We start from the raw sequence: 17,235 nt of genomic DNA, 5'->3' as shown, positions 1-17,235 counted from the left end.
TCATATTTAAAATTGTCGAGTATCACTAATTTTATTGATTTTAATCATTTATTTGCTTTTAGTGTATCTGTAATTTGGTAGTCCAAACTACCTAACTTCTTCATTATGGATAATTCAGCTATTTTACATTTGATTACCGGAGTTGTACTTTCTGTACTTGCATTTTTAGGGTATCAAAAATTAATTGGCCCCCGGTATTGCGCATTTGCCTTGTTGCCTATTTTATTGGCTTTGGAACAATTTAGTGCCGCGATAATTATAATTTCGGTACAGTATCCTTCACTATTTTTCCTTAATGATTTTTTTACTTTATTGTTAGTGATTCTATCGCAAGTTATATGGCCTATATGGGTGCCTTTTGCTTTGCAACGAATGGAAGTTACATGGAGTATTCGAAAAGTATTAAATTTCTTTATCTATCTAGGGATAGTTGTGGCGCTTTTGACTACCTGGGATATTATTTTTTACAATGTAGAAGTTCATATTGTAGAAGACCATCTCTATTTTGTTCAGCCCATTCGTGGTTTTTTTCAAAAGTTTGGCGTTTACTTATGGATTACCACTACCGTATTGCCTGCATTTATCGCATATACCCGACGGGTATGGCTTTTTGGAGGGGTTTTAGCAGTTGCCTACACTTATATAATCTATCAAAATCATAATGATTTTATATTTTTTACCCCACTTTTAGCCGTTGCCTTAGCGGTTGCGGTATATGTAGTTTTACTAGAAGTTAAAATTGAAGATGAGGGTATCCAATTGAATATATGATTTGTATTTTTTAATCATACAAAGGTCCGTATTACTCCTAGGATAATGCGGACCTTTTTTGTTGGATTAAGTAGTGTTTTAAGTCGTTAATTGCGTTTGTAAAAAATAATTGTTTACAAATCGACACCGTTGGTTTTCACTTAAACGACCGGTTGTAATGATATCCATATCTTTTAAGGAATGCTGTTCTTTTTCTTGCCATAAATTAGAGAGTTCATTTTTGGCTTCCGTTGGACCAAAAAGCAATACTTTATCTGAGCCATCCATATATTGGGACAACTTTTTAAAATACGCTTTGCGGTTTTCTTCTTTTACCTGATTCTGATGGTTCAGATGTGGATTTTCATCGTAGTTGTTTTGATCGCGACGAACTTCAATAATGTCTACTTCACGCGCTTTGTCGGTGAATTCAATGATGTAGGCTTTGGAATAATCCATCCAAATGGCCATTTTCTTTAAAGCTCTCATAATAAATTAGATTAAGGTTATTTTGTTTTTTTAAAATAGCCCCGCAAGAGTACCGACGCTTTCGCTGCTTTTTCAAGTTCGCGAAATTCACGTACACCGCGGTCTATATGATTGATTGTGCTATCTACTTGTTGGGCCAGTTTGGGATCATTGGTCAATTTAGAGAGCACATTATTGGATTGGTTCATCCGTTGTGAAAATAGATGCAATTCGGTTGCTGTTTTTTCTAACTTCGTAAGTGTTTGGTTGACGCTTTTTTGGAGTGAGTCACTACTTATGAGTTGGTAAAGGAGACCGTCTTCATGGTTTAAGGCATTACTAAAAGTATCCAGCTGCTGACTTGTGGTTTGTAAATGGATTAGCGTTTGACTCATTTGGGAACTCCATTCTGTGTCGGTGAGCAAATGATGTAACGTACCGTTGGGGTTGTTTAGTGAAGGTGTAAACAAGGCTAATTCATGGGTGCTTTGCTGCAATTCGTTAATACTTGTTCGAATAGATGTAGCAAACGATTCACTTCGAATGAGTTGGTATACGAGTCCGTTATCCCGATTTAAGTGCCGACTAAAAGTACTCCATTCACTAGTAATGACTTCTGCATTTTTGGCACTATTCAATACGCTTTTTAATAAGCTTTCCCACTGAATTGGAGCCACAGAATAGATGGTGTCATTGTTGCGGATTCCCCGATTTTTTGAATTACCTGCAGAGAGTTCAAGTACTTTATCACCTACCAATCCATCTGATCCAATGGATGCTAAAGCATCGGTTTTCAAAAACGGTTGCGCTTCTTTATCAATAAACAATTTAACCAATACCAAGGAATCTGATACAAATTCGATTCGGGCTACCGTGCCAACATTAATTCCCGATAAACGCACAGTGCTTCCTTGTTTTAAACCACTCACATTGGAAAAACGTGCATAGAGAACAAAACTGGAACGAAATAAATTTTGGTTAAATCCAAGAATATAAATCGTAACCACCAATAGCAGCAGTCCCAGAAAACTAAAAAGTCCCAACTTCCAATAGTGTAGATTTGTTGTTGTCATCGTGTTGCTCGGTTAAAAAAGACTTGTACTTCGGGGAGTGAACTTTGTACGAGTTCGGAAAAGGTCCCCGAAAGAATAATTTTTCCTTCACTCAAAACAACAATACGGTCCCCTGTTTGTTCGGCACATTGTAAATCATGTGTTATGATAATTGCCGTTGGGTGGTATTCTGATTTGATTCGCAACATTAAGTCGATAATTTCCTGAGCCGTCCGTGTGTCTAAACCTGCGGTAGGTTCGTCATACAACATCACTTCGGGATTAATAATTAAAGCTCGTGCGAGTCCGATACGTTTGCGCATACCCCCCGATAATTCTGAAGGCATGAGATGCAAAGCCGAGGCCAATCCTACATTCTCCAATGTGGTTTTAATACGTTTTGCCAATTTTTGATTGCTCCAACTCGGGTCATGGTGCCGAAGCGTAAACGCTAAATTTTCTTCAACCGACATCGAGTCGTATAGCGCCGCGTTTTGAAACAAAAATCCCATTCGTTTTCGCAATGGATTTAGGTGTTTTTCGTCATAGAAAGTGATGTCGTGCCCCATTAAATGAACTGTCCCTGCATCGACTTTTGTCAAACCTGCAATGCACTTCAAGGCAACCGATTTTCCCGAACCCGATCGTCCTAACAGTACCACTTGTTCACCGGGATAAACGTCCAAATTGAAACCCGATAGCACCGTATGCGTTCCGTATGCTTTATACACCGATTTCAATGCAATTAATGGCGTTTTTTCCTGTGGTTTAGTCATAGTAGATCGGTTAATTGAACCGCAATTAAATCGATTAAAAAAATACTTAACGAAGCTGCAACCACCGCTTGATTTGCTGCTTTTCCAACACTTTCGGTGCCACTACTGGCGTGAAATCCTTTAAAGCATCCGACCATTCCTATGAAAAACCCGAAAAAGAATGTTTTAATAACCGCCGGGATAACGTCACTAAACGCTAACGAATCAAAAACCTGTCTAAAATAATGGTGCAATGTGATTTCATTGTGATGATTTATACCCAGAAAACCCCCTAGCAATCCGATTCCATCGGCATATAGTACCAAAATAGGGAGCATTATAGTTGTGGCTAAAGTCCGCGTTACTACCAAATAGCCATAGGGCTGAATGGCGCCTACTTCCATTGCATCAATTTGTTCGGTTACCCGCATCGAACCCAATTCAGCGCCTATTCCAGACGAAATGCGACCTGCGCAAATAAGTGCGGTAATAACCGGAGCGATTTCGCGCACTAACGACAACCCGACCATATTCGGAATCCACGATTCAGCACCAAATTTTGCCATCGCCGGTCGGGATTGAAGTGTAAGTACCCATCCCATAATGAAACCCGTTAAGGAAACAAGGGGTAGGGAACGGTACCCAAGTTCATAACATTGTTTGAGTAGTTCTTTCCCGTCTAAATCGCGCCATCCAATTTCTTTGAAAAAGCGACCGGTAAATTCGGTGAACTTTCCCAAATGAATCCATTCTTCTTCATAAAAGGTCCATCGCTTCATTCCGATTCTTTTCGCACCACCAAAAGCGGTAAGTTATTTTCCATAATTAAACTAATTGTTTTACCTGGAAACAGCATTCGATTTACAATTGAACGGTTTTGTTTTCTAAAAACAATAACGAGCGAAGGGTCGACCACCTTTAAGGTTTCTTGAAGAAGCGTTTTAAACGTCGATTGTGGAATTAACTTGATATAATGAAATTGTACGTCTTTGTTCTCATAGGTGGTTGCAACTTGGTGCAGCGTTTTTTGATGCTCTTGTAGGTTAATTTCATAATCAAAATAAAGCACTTTAAGCGGGATGTTTAACAAATTCCGCCAGTTTTCTATCCAATGCATTTCATCGTCAATATGCTGCATATCTGTGGTATAGCAAAGTGAATTCAATGGACTTGTAGTATACTGTTTAGGCACGATACACAAGGGGACGGGACAATTATTCAATAAAGTTTCTGGGAGACTACCTAAAACCTTTTTAAAAAGTGAGGCGCCATTTTCACTGCAAAAGACCATACTAAAATTATGAGTTTTAGTGTAATTAATGATCGTCTGAGCAAGTGTGCGTTCCAATTTATTGCAAACTACGTTATACGGTACATCTGGAATTCCCTTCGGGAAAACGGCATGCAGGAATTTCTTGAGTTGATCGGTTTTAAGTTGTATTGCTTTAGTCCAGCGCAATTGCGGCGTTGCAGTCGCACTATCAAAAGCCAAGTCGGGATCAAATAAATCCAACACATGAAATAGCGTAATTTCAGCTTGTGTTTGAAGCGCAAACTGGAAGGCAAAGCGAATACCTCTCCGAGAATGGGCCGAGAAATCGGTTGTTACTAAAAATTTTGTCATGGTATTTGAAGTGTTTATAGCACCAGATTTAGTGATTGATAATATCAATTTGATTTTTAATTCGCCAAATACCTGGTGAATTCCAAGTAATGCGTTCGGCTTCTTCTTTTTGAAGAATAGAGTCTACTTGCCCTGTAAGCGTTACCACATTGTCATCGACTGCGACTTCAATAGATTTATTGCGAAGTAGGCCACTTCTCTTCAGGGCATTTTGAATTGCTTTTTGTTCGATGGTGTCGGTTGTGGTAGAATGAATTAGGAGTGAGTTGACCACGCCTTTTACTCCGATTATACTGCCCACGGCATGTTCGGCAGCCATTTTTTGATAGTTCCAATCTACAGCCCCAATGAGGTAAATCCAACCTTTAGCTACTACAATTTTGATATCTTCTTCTGGAATAGAAGTATTCATTTTAATTGCAGCTAACGCTTTTATAGCCAAGTCTTCATCTGATTCTGCCACAATTCCGTGTTGGACTTCCAAGTGTTCGACCAAGGCTTTAACCCCTCGAACTTTTTTGACGATTTTTTCAATCTCGACCTTTTTCTCATAACTATCAACAAATCCTGAGAGCGTTACAATGCCGTTTTGAGCGGTTACACCAATCGAAATATTTTCTATAAAAGGTTCCCAAAAAAGCGCAAATTGAATGTTTTGTTGTAATTGATCATTTGCATTCATAGTTGTGTGTGTTTACGATTTGTGTACTCAACGTAAGTGCATTTTCAACAGCAATAACACCTTTGGCATTCCAAGCCAATCGTTCAGCTTCTTCTTTTTCATAAAGCGTATTGACATGCCCACTTAGGGTAACTCTTCGGTTATTAACTTCTACTTCGATTGACGAATCATGAAGTAATGCACTGTCGTGCAACGCTTTTTCTATAAACTCTTTTTTAATTTCACTATCCCGATTGGTTTGCGTTTCAATGAGGTTACTGATTCCACGAATCCCTTGAATTGTATAAAGTGCATCTTCGGCGGCATGTTTTTGGTAGTTCCAATGGACTTTTCCTTCAAGGGTAACCCATCCGTTTTCGATAGTTACTTTGATTTTATGATCGGGTATAGTGAAGCTAGATTGATAAACACTTAAAATTTTCGCTCCTATTTCTTCATCTGTAATTTGATGATCATCTTGGACAACGACTGCTATTCGTTCGATTAGTGCCCGAACGCCCGCAATATTTTTAGCTATTTTTTCGGCTTCCATTTTTTTGTAATACGAATCGGTTACACCTGTAAGGGTAATAACCCCATCATTGGCAATTACGCCAAATTGAGTGTCTTGAAGTTGCGGTTCCCAGCGCAAAGCTTCCTGCACAACATATTGTAAAGATTGATTGGATAGGGAATAACTCATATGAATAGCTTTTTAGTTAAACATTTTTGATTGGGAATAGCGTTCCATTGTTTGGCGCGCAAGTAGGTGACTTAACGTCGATTCGGCTCCTTGATTTAAATTGATGTGGTCGTGCTCAAGTCCGTCATAACATCCTCCAGTTTTGGGGTTGTACAAGATTTCGTGCAGTCCATTTTCACCCAAAAACCAATGATAAGCTTGGGTCATTTTTTGGGCATATTCAGATTTTCCTATTTCATTATAGAATGTATATAATGTCATAACGGTATAGGCCACATCAATAGGTTGTTCACCACCTTTAGCCATAGTTTCTAAATCTTGTCCCGCATGCAACCAACCGTTATTCGAAATCACTTTTATTTGCTTGTCAGAAAATACGTGATCCAACAAAAAATGAAAGGATGAAAGTGCAACCGATTTAAATTCAGTACGTTGGGTGACCTTCCAAGCCAAGAGCATTGCTTCAGGCAAAATACTATTTCCATACGTTAGATACGATTCAAACCATTCCCATTCCTTGGTGGCAGTTTGATTGTAACGGTCGAGTAATTGATTGGCCAATGCTTCAATTTCGTCTTGATAGTCTATATTTTTACTTTGATGCGCGTAGTATAAGCCTTTCAACGTAAATGCAATCGCTCTAGGTGAGCCTAACATACCGCGTTGAATTTGCGTAGCTTTTAAAACCGATTCGGCCTGAGCTATTAAATTTAGGGGTAAAATATCTCCCGAAGCTGCAATAAAACCTACAGCCCAAATGGCGCGTCCGAAACTATCTTCCAAATTGGCCTCTTCATTTTGTAAAGAAAACGATTGGTCATGATGCACATAATTGAGAAATCGGCCATCGGGCTGAAGGCAGTATTGGATAAAATCCATATAGCGTTTTATATAAATCAATAAATTCGGTTCAGAAGTGAGCATAAATTGTTGACCAATAGCAACCAATGCACGGGCATTATCGTCTAATGTATAGCCAGAACTGGTGTCGGGTAAATTGAGTTTAGAAAACTGTAACATTCCAAAATCGGTAGTCATTTTTTTAACATGGTTGGTATTGATTTTAGGCCAACGGTATTCGAGATTTAGAACTTGATCACTGTGCGTTTGAAGGTGATGCATATAGCGAATAGCAGTATTTTCCCAAGCGGTTGGTTCCATGTGGTGCAAACCGTTTAAACGCATTTCCATTTGAAGCTGTGGACGTTCCAAGAGGTGAATCAGTTGGTGTGCTAAATGATCAGGTTGTTCAAAATCAAATAATATTCCGCTTCCATTTTGAACCACTTCCAATGCGTGAGGGATGGGTGTTGCAACGATTGGGCAACCACAACTCATTGCATAGGCAAAAGTCCCGCTTACCGCTTGGTCTTGATTTTTGGAAGTAAATAGATAAACATCCGTCAGTTGAAGCAGGTCTAAGAGTTTTGGGAGTTCGATAAACGAATTGAGTTGAACAGTATGGTTTTCTAATCCTAAAGTTTGAATAAGCGCTTCTAACGATTCTCGGTACTGTTCACCTTCAGCATGAATAACACCGGGATGCGTTTTACCCACAATAAGAAACAACACGTTTGGAAATCGGGCGATAACCTGGGGTAAAGCGCGAAGGGTAGTTTCTATATTTTTACCCGAACTTAAGAGTCCGAAAGTCGTTAGTATAGTTCGGTCTTCCCATTGAAATTGAGCTTTTAGAGCTGCTTTGGATTGGTGTTCGACCAAATGGGTGCCGTGTGGGATTACAATAATTTTTGAGGATTCAATACCATAACGATCAACTAAAATCGACTTCGAATGGTGGGTCATTACAACTAAGGTATGGGACAAAAAGGCGAGAATTTTCATGAAACCTTCGATTTCGGGCGAAGGTTGTGGTAATACGGTGTGTAGGACCACCATTACCTTTTTTTCAAGGGTATTGAGAAATTCTAAAAATTCGACTTCATGATTACGGTATAAACCAAATTCGTGCTGAACAATTACCCATTCATTTGCCTCCATTTTTTTTATTTTTTGGGCTAAGTTTTGGAAGGCATACGGTTTATCCGTTTCCAAAACATGAAAAAAATTTTCTCTTGGTGCTGATTTAGGTGGATTTAACGCACAAATGTGAAGGTTGAGCGAACTACGGTACTGGTTTTGAATTGCTTGAACCAAATCGGAGGCAAAGGTAGCAAGTCCACATTCTTTGGGAGGATAGGTAGTAATCATAACCAGCGATTGAGATACTACAGGAGCTGCAATAGTAGGTGTTTCGCGCAGTCTGGTACTTTGACGATTGAGTACCCGCTCAGTTGTTGGGTGTTGAGTTTTAAAGAGCATAATGTTGAGAAGGGTTTTGATGAAGTACTTCCAATAGCGGTAGAATAGGTACCGTGGCCCAAGCAATACGTTTGTCTGCAGCGCCATAGTAAATACAAAGCAATTCATCTATGACCACTGCACCGCTAGGGAAGCAAATGTTGTTAATAATTCCGTGAAGTTCATAATCGTGTTCGGGGCCAAAAAGAGGGTAGGGTAGTCGCGCTAATTCGATACGGGGATTGTCTAAATCTAGCAACGCAACACAGCAATTATAGACGTAACCTTCTAGAGTGTCTTGTACACCGTGGTAGAGAACAAGCCATCCTGCTGCCGTTTCAATGGGAGGGCATCCGCCACCAAGATAACTTACTTCATGTTCAAAGCGAGGCGAGAGTAGGATGTAGTCGCTAAAGTGCAATAGGTATTCATCCCAAAAAGCGGGCGTTAGATCGGTCAACTCATTAAAAAAAGCAATTTGTATATCTGGTTTAATTCGGTGGAGAAGGCAAAGTTGACCGCCGATGCGACGGGGAAAAAAAAGCACATTTTTATCCCAAACGATATGGCCATTTGACACTTCAATAGGGTTGACTGGTCCGTTATAGCGGTGGTACTTTTCATTAAGAGGGGCCATCGATTCGGCGCGATGGTGAAAATCAGTATAATTGAATTGTGGTACAATAATCCCCTTTTTCTCCCAATGAATCATGTCTTTCGAAACTGCCAATGCGCCGCGTGCATTGATTCCATCATAAGCTGTGTAGGTTAGATAATACAATTCATCAATACAAACAATGCGCGGATCTTCAACACCGTGACTTTCATAATCCATTTGCGGATAGAGTATGGGAAGTACATTGCGATGTATAACCCGTGATTGCTCATCGAGTAACGCATAACCAATAGAGGAAAAGTGTTCTTTATTGATTGCGCGATAAAACATATGGATTAATCCATTGTGATGAATTACAGCGGGATTTAATACCCCTAAGTTTTCAAATCCGTGGGTTGTTTTTTCAAGGAGTAATCCTTTTTTTTGAACCGTTGCGCGCATAATATAGTGGAGGTAGCCTAAACGTTAGTTCGGGAATCGGACTAAAGGAGGTTCCTGATTACAAAGTTGTTTGGATTAGGCGATTAAAATAATGATGCAAATCAGAGAAAAGCATGACACTACGCAGTAAAAATTATGTTATTCTTCAGTATTATATTGAAAAACATTTTACTTTTTCACTTCATTGAATGGCCATTTAAAGCGGAATTTTTTGAAAGCTGGAAAACCTTAATTTAGAGAATATACAACGTTTAAGTAGAGGACAAGCTGAAAATAATGGGTGTCATTAAAAATCGCTTACTTTGCATAGTAATTGCTAAAATCTTTTCATAATGCAAAAAGTAATACCTTTTATTAGTTTGCTTCTGTTATCAAGTTGCGGAAGTAGTTCATTTGTTTCCTCAGTAATGAATAAGGCCAATACATCGGAGATAATTGCCTTTAAGAACTATTTGCAGCAGATCAATGTTATGAACGATTTTAAAGAATACAGGAACAATAATTACCCCAAAAACGACACGGTGATTCGTGCATTTTTTAAAAAATATAAAATTCAAACATTGGTTGTAAAACCTTGTGTTCCTGGTGAACGTACGGTATATCCCTATGGTCATTTTGAAAACTGTGGTCCGGTTATTGAGTTGCGTTATGGATTGGAAATGATTACCCAAGAACATCTATTACTGTTGGATTATTCATCGGAGGGATTACGCGTTAAAAACAAAAATATTGACCGTAAAAACAAAGTAGCCGATCGAATCTATGTTTTCTAATACGGCGCGTAATAAAGGAATCACGATTGAGTTTAGTGCTTAAAAACTAGAATATGAAAAACGAACGTTCAAAGACGATACTGGTCTTATTATCGGTAGTATTGTTTTGCTGCCAAAATCGCAAGGATAAATTGGATACTCCCGCAAGTAAATCTGAAATTAAATCTAACGTATTGATTGCCGATACGATTCGATTATTTCGAAGTAATGGTACTTTAGCACCCGAGTCACAATTTCAATTAGAATGGATTGTAGTCAAAAATCAAATGATCTATTTTGATAAAAAAGGAGACGATCCGGTAGTTCATACGCGCATCAAGATTCAACCTTTCGACTGGAGTAATTTAAGTCACTTTGATTCTAATCCCAATTTGCCCACAGATACGCAACAGCAGGATGGTGAAGATCAAAGTTCCATCGAATTTAGTGTGAATGGTAAAATCTACGCTTATCCAATTCAATCATTTGAAGAAAAAGCAGCACTTATTGAACAGCTAACTCAACAGCATTTTTCAAGTAAAAAATAGTATTACCTACTGCTTTATTGGGTAATAATCAATAAATTATACTTATATTTCACATTAATTTATATATTTGAATGATCACTAAATTATTATACATGAAGACCAAGTTATTTATATTGCTTTTTATTGTTTCATCGATGTCTCATGCGCAAGAGCGTTATCGCATTCAGTACAATTACAAAACCGATTTATTTACATACTTCAAGTTGGATAAGTCCAATAAGATAATTGATACCCTTGAAAATCCTAAGTTTAAGAGAAACAGCTTAATTGAAATTAAGTTAATTAATGTTAACCCATTTGCTGTAAAAATAAAAACAGATGTAAAAGAAGAAGAAATTCATGCAACAGGTAGCCAAGGATTTAATTTTTCTAATTTGTTAGGGGGAATATCTTCGGCAGCTGGAGGTGATTTGAAATTGAATGTTGCAAATTTGCCTTCAAACAATAAGCTCTTTCAACAGGCTAGTGCTTCTCGAGGAGAGAATATTTCCAATGCGTTTACCCAATTAAATACTGTTGCAATCAATGTAGATGCCTTAAAAAAGAGCATGATTGCCGATTTATCGAATCCAAATTTAGATAAAGCAACTATTTTACAAAATTTGAGAAAAGCCGCCTCAATTCAAGAGGATGCTCGAATTGCTGACCCCAATCAAAATTTCCATATCTACATTTCGAGCTTGAAAAAAATTGTAAATGAAGATGCCGAAGCATTGGCTTATAAAATTTCGGACATTAAAAATGAAATGGAACAATTGATGACCGAAAATAAATCGGTAACTCGCGGTGAATTACTAGGGCAAAATGTTTCGTATACTTCAATGGAAAAATTGATCGCCAACCTAAAAGAGTCTTCCAATTGGACCGCTGAAAATTTAACAAAGATTGAAGAATTGTATTCCGCATTAGAAGCCTCATCTTTTGAGCAAACCTATGATTATGAAATTACTGCAGATAAGGTGAATTTGGAATTGCAGTTTGTTCAAAGTGAATTTACTACTAAAAACGATACTGATGGATCAGACAATGGAGCTGCCGCTCTAGCAACACTTAAAACAAGACATATCAAATTACTTGCGAAAGGCGGATTTAAGATTAACACAAGTGTTGCATTAACGTTAAATAATTTTAAATCCAAATCCTACGACTATTTTATTGATGAAAATGGGGTAATAGGTTCTGAAGCAAATAATTATTTTACCCCCAATTTAAGTACTATGATTAATTTCTATCCGGTAATTGGGGAGAATATTAATTTTGGAGGCAGTTTTGGAGTTTCTATTCCGATTTCTGACGCTGTAAACGGGATTAATTATTTATTTGGTCCTTCATTAATACTTGGCAGTAAAAGTCGTATAGCCCTTTCGGGAGGATTAGCTTACGGTCCAGTTAAAAAATTAACCAACGGACTCAACGTGGGTGATCCAACGGTGTTTAATGATGTGAATAGTTTCACTAAAAACGTTTATGAATTTGGTTTTTATTTTGGTATTTCTTTCAGTATTTTCAATTTAAATTAGTTTTTTTAATGAAAAATAATGTTTTTTTTCTGTTTCTTTTTTTTTCAATTCATTGTTTTTCAGCAAAATATGGTTTAATTGTAGCTATTGGAGACTACCAGCCGAAAACGGGTTGGTCTACGATTAGTTCGGTAAATGATGTTCCACTAATTAAGCAATCACTTTTAAATCAAGGTTTTGAAGAAAAAAATATCACTACACTTATTGATGCAGAGGCGACAAAACTGGGGATTATAACGGCTTTGGAAAAATTATTAGCCAAAACCCAACCGGGTGATATCGTAGTTTTTCATTATTCGGGTCATGGGCAACAAATATTTGATGATAATGGAGATGAAGTGGATGGTAAAGACGAGGCTTTGGTTCCGTATGATGCGTGGGTGAAATATACATTCAATTACAAAGGAGAAAATCATTTGCGCGATGATGAACTCGGTAACATTATTGCGCTTTTCAGAAATAAATTATCTAAAAATGGGCAATTGGTTTTTATTTTAGATAGTTGTCATTCGGGTTCGACTACGCGTGGAAAAAAATCTCGTGGGGGTGAAGCTACGTTTGCTCCAGACGATTGGAAACCTTTAGATCAAGATAAAACAAAAGGGAGCGCAATGCTGGAACGTACTAAAATTATGCCTAATGCAGCTCCCTTTGTATTATTTACAGGTGCTTCTGCCGACGAATTAAATTATGAATATGAAGGGTATGGTTCGTTGAGTTTTGCTTTTTCCAAAGCGATGGCGGAATTAGGAAGTAATTTTACCTATAGACAATTATTTTCTAAAATTGCTTCCAACATGAATGTCATTTCACCAAAACAAACGCCAACAATTGAAGGTGATATTGATTATAAACTATTTAATGGAGAATATGTACAACAACAACCCTATTTTGAAGTTTCAAAACTACCCAATCCCAGTTTAATTCATATAAATGCTGGAAAAATTCAGGGAATTTTTGAAGGTACAACAGTCAAAATCGTCCCTTCAGGAACCATTAAAGCAACCGATAAAAATTGCGTATCCACTGGTGTGGTAACCAAAGCCAGTTTTAATTTATCCTACATCAAACTAGATAAACCATTGCAATCCTTGAATGCTAAAGACTATTGGGTGATTTTAGATCAATTATCCTATGGAGACATAGCTATAAATGTTTTTTTTGATGCAAAAATAAAGGATAAGGCTTTGATTGCTGGAGTTACTCAATTTTTAACAGAAAATAAATTAGGTAATGTAGTTGCTGCTATTGATCAAGCGGATGTAATTTTAGAGAATCAAAATCAAAATACGGTTCTAAAAATACCCAGTGGTTTAAAAAACATTGGGGATGATGAACAAACAAGAGGTGGGCAAACTATTGCTGAGATAAACCAAGCGCTTTTTCAATTTGCACAAGGGCAATATTTAAAAAATCTAAGTTTAAAAAATCAAACGTATGAAATTGAAGTTAAACTACTTCCAGTTCAATACGATGAGGCAACAGGTAAAGTTGGGGATATTCTTGATTCTTCCAAAAATACCAATGAAGCCGGTGTTTTTGAAGTTGTGCCGGGTAAAGATAATGTCGTGTTGCAGGTAACTAATAAAAGTAAAAAAACACTCTACATAAGTCTTATAGAAATCAATAGTTTAGGCGAAATTGCTCCCTTTTTACCTAATGATAATTGTCCGTTAACCAACGATGAACGCAAGTTAAATCCTGGTCAAACGATGGTTTTTAAAGATTGTATTTATTCATTTGCTCCCCCTTTTGAAACATTAGTGCTCAAAGCATTTTCAACAACGACACCAATTAACTTTCAACCAACGGTTTCCACGCGAGGTGAAGGAAGTAGAAATGTCAATCCATTGGAGCATTTTATTCAACAAAGTTATAGTCAATCCAGAGGTTCTTCCGGAAATGCTACCAATAGTGATGTCGATGGGTTTAGCACAGAGTTTATTTATAAAATTGTAAAACAATAATTTTTCTAACGATTGGTGTGTTACTTTAAAAAACATCCATCTGGGACTCTTTTTCATTTATTCTTATGATGCGATTTAACACCTGCATACTTTTATTATTCATGTTTGGTTGGAGATTATCAGCTCAACATGATTCAAGAGGGGCGATATCGACCAAAATAACTTCTAATTCAGTAGGTGAAAAGCGCGCTTTAGTAATTGGCATTTCTGATTATCAATCCAATGAATTAAAATTGAATTATGCGGATAATGATGCCTTTATGTTTAAAAATTTTTTAGCGCAAGTTGAAAAAGTTAGTGATGAAAACATATGTTTCTTAGCCAATGAAGAGGCAACTGGAATGCGAATTGCCCAAGAACTGAAGCGTATTTATGCACAATCCGTTTCGGGAGATATCGTTTATATTTATTTTGCTGGCCATGGTGATGTAGTTGACGATTTTGATGAAAAAATTGGCTATTTATTAGCATTTGATTCCAATGCAAATCAAGAATATAATGGAGTAGGAGGCCTAGTTCCCTTGGCTTATTTAAATGATAAAGTCTTGCCTAAATTGACCGAAAAAGGGATTAAAGTTTTTTTGATATTAGATGCATGTCGATCGGGATTTATTTATAAAGAAGGTACCCAAAAAAATATGGGAGCAATTCAATCCATGTTTGAGCAATCCATTAAGTTTTTAAGTTGCGGTCCCAATGAATTATCGTATGAGAGTAGTGAACTTAAACATGGGTATTTTACGTATTATTTAATAAAGGGATTAGCTGGTGAAGCCGATTCAAATCTAGATAGCAAGATTCAATACAACGAGATCGACAATTATTTGTATGATAAGGTAAACCAAAGTGTTTCTCAAAAATACCATCAAAGTCAAATTCCAACTATAAAAACCCAAAACAGTAGGGAAGTATATAAAACGGTAACCTTGGAGGATAAGTCAATTGTTTTTGGAAATCTACCCAAGCAAAATAGTCCCAAGGCTGATCGTGTGCGGGGAGTACTTCCTACAAACGTAAAAGATGAAGTTTATGAACAAGTCTATCAAGAGTTTTCCGATGCATTGCGGCGTAAAGATTTTTATGGAAAACCCAAAAGCGCATTAGAGCTTTATAATTCAGCTAAGCTAAATCCAAAAATACCATCCGATTTGTTAACGGCAATGCAATCAAAATTAATTGAGAAATTAGCTAATTCGGCTCAAAACTTAATCAATGATTATATCAATGGGAATAGGGATTTGCCTTTTGCTAATGAATTTTTAAAACAAGCCAAACACTTAGAGATTTGTTTGCAATTGATGGATAAAGAAGACTATATGTACCCTCGAATCACGGCAAGTAAATTGCTTTTAGAATCCTATGCCGTCATACGAAGCAAAAATTATCCTGGTATAAAAAAAGCCAAAAAAAAATTAAAAGAAGCATTATCAATAGTCCCCAATGCAGCATATATTCATAATGCTATGGGAATGATTTACTCATGGGAACAAAAGAATGATAGTGCACATTATCATTTTAATGAAGCCCGAAAATTAATTTCAACCTGGTCTACTCCTGTGCACAACATAAGTGATAATTTAATTTCACAAAATAAATTTGAAGAAGCCAAACAACTTATTGATAGTTCACTAGGGGTGAAGGGTGTGAATGCAAATACTTATATCCAACTTGGAATTGTGTATGAAAATGAGGGAAAGTATCAATTGGCAGAAGAAAATTACAAAAAAGCGCTTACCACACAACCCAACAGTTCGTTTATTGCGCAAAAGTTAAGTAACTTATACGCTTCTAAAGGCGCTATTATCGAATCGCAAAAATGGTTGGATAAAGCGGTGCAAACAGATACACTTGCCACCCTTTTACGCGCGGGGATTGCAAAATACAGTAGTGACCATAAAATCGATTTGAAACAGACAGAATCGATTTTTATACAGGCAATTGAACAGCATCCGGATCTAGCTGAACTGTATACGCAATACGCTGATTTTATTGCGTTACATTATTTTAATTCGCAACGAAAGGTTTTGGCCGATTCACTTTACACCAAAGCGATTGCTCTAGATCCTTATCATGTAGCAGCCTATTCAGGAAAAGCATGGTTGAATTTCAAAATGCGAAAAAAATTAGAATCCAAAAAAATAATGGAAGAGGCCATACAGAATAATACATCCCAGCCATTAGCTTATTTTAATTATGCCGATTTTTTATATGAAGCGTATAATGATGTTCAAGGAGCAAAGCAAAATTATTTGAAAGCGATTGCTTTAAACCCTCTCTATATACCTTCGCATACAAAGTTAGTAGGCCTAGCGATTCAGCAAAATCAAGTTGATGAAGCGATTCGGTTTTTAACACAGACCCTTATAAAACATAAAGAAGTGCCCGATTTATGGAATTTATTAGGTGATTGTTATTTCCATTCGGGAAACTTTACAGATGCTGTTGAAGCCTATAACCAAGCTTTAATTAGCGACCCTACTTATGCAAAGGTCTATTCAAAACTTGGAAAAACCGAGTTGGAAACCAACCAGTTTGCCGATGCGAAAAATAATTATTTGTTGGCTAATTTGCACAATCCTTACGTTAACAAAAAAAGTGATATCGCAGCCTACATTATTGCGATGGCTAAAGAAAAACAACGTTTTGGTACTCCTTTGCAAACTAGAAATTTATATAAGTTAGCCTTTGAAATTGATCCAACTCCGACAAATGGTTGGTTATATGCCAATTATTTGTATTTGAATCAAAACCCTCAAGAAGCAATTACAGTCAGTTTATCGTTACTTCAAAATGAATGCTCAAATAAAGACAAAAACGATTTAATAAAACTAATTGTAAAGTCTGCGATTGACCTGGACGATAAAAAAATGTGTGCACTTTACAGTAAGAAACTGGTATTTAATGAAAACGACCAATTGGATGTGCTTTTAACAGCCGTTTATTGCAGGTATATTGGAAATGACACGTGTTATGATTCCTCAATTATAAAAGTTAATCAACGGTTTTTAGGTTCAAATGAGTTAAAAGAGCATTATAGTATGCATACGATACAAAACTATATTTTGCGTCCATAATGC

The 17,235-nt window shown here is 36.9% G+C and carries 15 protein-coding genes; 6 read left to right on the top strand and 9 right to left on the bottom strand.

Translation table 11 applies throughout. The features are described 5' to 3' along the window. The first annotated feature begins 105 nt into the window (after window positions 1-105). Window positions 106-771, top strand: a complete 666-nt coding sequence (locus Q0039_RS02740) for a hypothetical protein (RefSeq protein WP_297508690.1) — start codon at window positions 106-108, stop codon at window positions 769-771. Window positions 772-849: 78 nt separating this feature from the next. Here Q0039_RS02740 and Q0039_RS02735 read toward each other — a convergent pair whose 3' ends face one another. From Q0039_RS02735 to Q0039_RS02695, 9 genes are read right to left on the bottom strand one after another with little or no spacing between them, the layout of a single operon-like run. Continuing rightward, window positions 850-1,239, bottom strand: a complete 390-nt coding sequence (locus Q0039_RS02735; protein ID WP_297508687.1) for a hypothetical protein — start codon at window positions 1,237-1,239, stop codon at window positions 850-852. Window positions 1,240-1,256: 17 nt separating this feature from the next. After that, window positions 1,257-2,291 (bottom strand): MlaD family protein, encoded by a 1,035-nt coding sequence (locus Q0039_RS02730; protein WP_297508684.1) that lies wholly within the window; start codon window positions 2,289-2,291, stop codon window positions 1,257-1,259. After that, the gene (locus Q0039_RS02725) at window positions 2,288-3,046 is read right to left on the bottom strand and encodes an ATP-binding cassette domain-containing protein (protein ID WP_297508681.1); all 759 of its coding nucleotides are present in this window, start codon (window positions 3,044-3,046) and stop codon (window positions 2,288-2,290) included. The genes Q0039_RS02730 and Q0039_RS02725 overlap by 4 nt, the downstream gene beginning before the upstream one ends. Beyond that, window positions 3,043-3,804 carry an ABC transporter permease gene (locus Q0039_RS02720; protein WP_297508677.1) on the bottom strand — a complete coding sequence of 254 codons (762 nt, stop codon included), beginning with the start codon at window positions 3,802-3,804 and terminating at the stop codon, window positions 3,043-3,045. Before Q0039_RS02720 ends, Q0039_RS02725 begins: the two co-directional genes overlap by 4 nt. Next, window positions 3,801-4,649, bottom strand: a complete 849-nt coding sequence (locus tag Q0039_RS02715) for a universal stress protein (RefSeq protein ID WP_297508674.1) — start codon at window positions 4,647-4,649, stop codon at window positions 3,801-3,803. The genes Q0039_RS02720 and Q0039_RS02715 overlap by 4 nt, the downstream gene beginning before the upstream one ends. 28 nt (window positions 4,650-4,677) lie before the next feature. Continuing rightward, window positions 4,678-5,331 carry a BON domain-containing protein gene (locus Q0039_RS02710; RefSeq protein ID WP_297508672.1) on the bottom strand — a complete coding sequence of 218 codons (654 nt, stop codon included), beginning with the start codon at window positions 5,329-5,331 and terminating at the stop codon, window positions 4,678-4,680. After that, on the bottom strand, window positions 5,318-6,013 hold the full coding sequence (locus Q0039_RS02705; RefSeq protein ID WP_297508669.1) for a BON domain-containing protein: 696 nt from the start codon (window positions 6,011-6,013) through the stop codon (window positions 5,318-5,320). Before Q0039_RS02705 ends, Q0039_RS02710 begins: the two co-directional genes overlap by 14 nt. 12 nt (window positions 6,014-6,025) lie before the next feature. Next, the gene (locus tag Q0039_RS02700) at window positions 6,026-8,335 is read right to left on the bottom strand and encodes a glycosyltransferase (RefSeq protein ID WP_297508665.1); all 2,310 of its coding nucleotides are present in this window, start codon (window positions 8,333-8,335) and stop codon (window positions 6,026-6,028) included. After that, window positions 8,325-9,371 carry a pesticidal protein Cry7Aa gene (locus Q0039_RS02695; protein ID WP_297508662.1) on the bottom strand — a complete coding sequence of 349 codons (1,047 nt, stop codon included), beginning with the start codon at window positions 9,369-9,371 and terminating at the stop codon, window positions 8,325-8,327. Before Q0039_RS02695 ends, Q0039_RS02700 begins: the two co-directional genes overlap by 11 nt. 332 nt (window positions 9,372-9,703) lie before the next feature. On the opposite strand from Q0039_RS02695, the gene Q0039_RS02690 reads away from it, so the two are divergent. The 5 genes from Q0039_RS02690 (at window position 9,704) to Q0039_RS02670 (ending at window position 17,232) form a co-directional block, all read left to right on the top strand. Further along, a complete protein-coding gene (locus tag Q0039_RS02690; RefSeq protein ID WP_297508659.1) occupies window positions 9,704-10,144 on the top strand; it encodes a hypothetical protein in 441 nt (146 codons plus the stop codon). A 53-nt stretch (window positions 10,145-10,197) separates the two neighbouring features. Beyond that, window positions 10,198-10,671 carry a hypothetical protein gene (locus Q0039_RS02685; RefSeq protein ID WP_297508656.1) on the top strand — a complete coding sequence of 158 codons (474 nt, stop codon included), beginning with the start codon at window positions 10,198-10,200 and terminating at the stop codon, window positions 10,669-10,671. A gap of 92 nt (window positions 10,672-10,763) precedes the next feature. Next, complete coding sequence (locus Q0039_RS02680; RefSeq protein ID WP_297508653.1) at window positions 10,764-12,191, top strand: hypothetical protein; 1,428 nt, start codon at window positions 10,764-10,766, stop codon at window positions 12,189-12,191. An 8-nt stretch (window positions 12,192-12,199) separates the two neighbouring features. Beyond that, complete coding sequence (locus Q0039_RS02675; RefSeq protein WP_297508650.1) at window positions 12,200-14,158, top strand: caspase family protein; 1,959 nt, start codon at window positions 12,200-12,202, stop codon at window positions 14,156-14,158. A 65-nt stretch (window positions 14,159-14,223) separates the two neighbouring features. Next, window positions 14,224-17,232 (top strand): tetratricopeptide repeat protein, encoded by a 3,009-nt coding sequence (locus tag Q0039_RS02670; RefSeq protein ID WP_297508646.1) that lies wholly within the window; start codon window positions 14,224-14,226, stop codon window positions 17,230-17,232. Window positions 17,233-17,235: the final 3 nt, after the last annotated feature.

It is taken from the genome of Flavobacterium sp. (assembly GCF_027484945.1).
Lineage (GTDB): Bacteria > Bacteroidota > Bacteroidia > Flavobacteriales > Flavobacteriaceae > Flavobacterium.
Note: the sequence above shows the minus strand (reverse complement) of the source record. Positions and strands in the feature narration are given on the sequence as shown.